This window comes from Pseudomonas protegens (assembly GCF_003732485.1).
GTDB classification, from domain to species: domain Bacteria; phylum Pseudomonadota; class Gammaproteobacteria; order Pseudomonadales; family Pseudomonadaceae; genus Aquipseudomonas; species Aquipseudomonas protegens_B.
The window spans coordinates 78,270-79,826 of record NZ_MOAK01000056.1 but is presented as its reverse complement, the minus strand read 5'-3'; the positions used below and the strand labels follow the sequence as shown (position 1 = coordinate 79,826).

The window sequence follows — 1,557 nt, the reverse complement described above, 5'->3', positions numbered from 1 at the left end:
CCTACAGGCCCGGCACGACACACCGTAGGAGCCGGCTTGCCGGCGAAGGCGGCCTCAGAAACACCGGGGAATGATCTGAAGGCCGTGGTGTACCCTTCGCTGGCAAGCCAGCTCCTACAGGCCCGGCACGACACACCGTAGGAGCCGGCTTGCCGGCGAAGGCGGCCTCAGGAACACCGGAAAACGATCTGCATGACGCAGCACGCCCTCCGGCGGCTACCGACAGATTCTGTCAGCAGAGGGCGTGTAGAGTGGACGCCGCCCCGGATTTGAATGGATACGCCCCATGAGTTCTACCCAAGAGCAGGCCCCCGCCCTCAAGGAAATCTTCAACCAGCAACGCCTGGAACATATCGCCGACGCCATGCTCGCGGTGTATCCGGCCTTCGACCGTCAACGCTTTCTGCAACGGGCCAGCCACGGCCTCGACGAGCTGTCGCTGATGCAGCGCCTGGCCCGGGTCAGCGAGAGCCTGCACCAGGTGCTGGGCCTGGACTACCCCACCAGCCTGGAGCTGCTGCAAGCCCTGGCGCCGCGCCTGAACAGCCGCTTCGTGTGCATCTTCCTGCCCCACTACGTGGCCAGCTACGGCCTGCATGACTTCGAGCTGTCCATGGCGGCGCTGAAGTATTTCACCGGCTTCGGCTCATCGGAATTCGCCGTGCGCCACTTCTTGCGCCAGGACTGCCAGCGCACGCTGGCCGTGATGCACGAGTGGGCCACGGACAGCGATGAACACGTACGCCGCCTGGCCAGCGAAGGCAGCCGCCCGCGCCTGCCCTGGTCGTTCCGCCTGGAACAGCTGCAGGCCGACCCGCAGCTGGCGGCGCCGATCCTCGAACGCCTGCGCAACGACCCCAGCCTGTACGTGCGCAAATCCGTGGCCAATCACCTCAACGACATCACCAAGGAGCACCCGCAGTGGGTCCTGGAACGTCTTGAAGGCTGGCCCCTGGAGCAGTCGCACAGTGCCTGGATCGCCCGTCATGCCTTGCGCAGCCTGATCAAGCAGGGCGACCGCCGGGCCCTGGCGCTGATCGGTGCCGGGGCCCGCCCCGAGGTCGAGATCGGCCGCTTCCAGGTAGCCCCCGGGCAATTGCGCCTGGGGGACAGCCTCAACCTGTCCCTGACCCTGGTCTCCACCAGCCCCCGCCAGCAGCGCCTGGTGGTGGATTACGCCATCGACTACGTCAAGGCTTCAGGCGCCACGGCGAGCAAGGTGTTCAAACTCAAGACCTTCACCCTGCAAGGCCTGGCCCGGGTGGAACTGGGCCGCAGCCAGCAGATCCGCGAACTGACCACCCGCCGCCACTATCCCGGGCGTCATGGCGTGCGATTGCTGGTCAACGGCGAAGCTCTGGCCAGCAGCCATTTCGACTTGCTCATCCCCTGACACTCAAGGAAGACCGCGTGGCAATCATCAGCAAATGGGCGAAATCCATCGCCCGGGTCCTGGAAAGCAGTTTCAGCGTCAGCAGCACCATCGCCAGCCATTCCGGGGTCCTCGGCGACGCCCGGGAGAGTTTCATCCGTGACGTCCTCAAGCGCTTTCTGCCG

The 1,557-nt window shown here is 65.6% G+C and carries 1 protein-coding gene and 1 pseudogene; both read left to right on the top strand.

Annotated features, from left to right (window positions below; translation table 11 throughout):
• The first annotated feature begins 286 nt into the window (after nt 1–286).
• The gene (locus tag BLX41_RS15680; protein ID WP_123725643.1) at nt 287–1,393 is read left to right on the top strand and encodes a DNA alkylation repair protein; all 1,107 of its coding nucleotides are present in this window, start codon (nt 287–289) and stop codon (nt 1,391–1,393) included.
• 17 nt (nt 1,394–1,410) lie between these two features.
• Nucleotides 1,411–1,557, top strand: a pseudogene (locus tag BLX41_RS37110) (DUF6602 domain-containing protein); the annotation flags it as partial.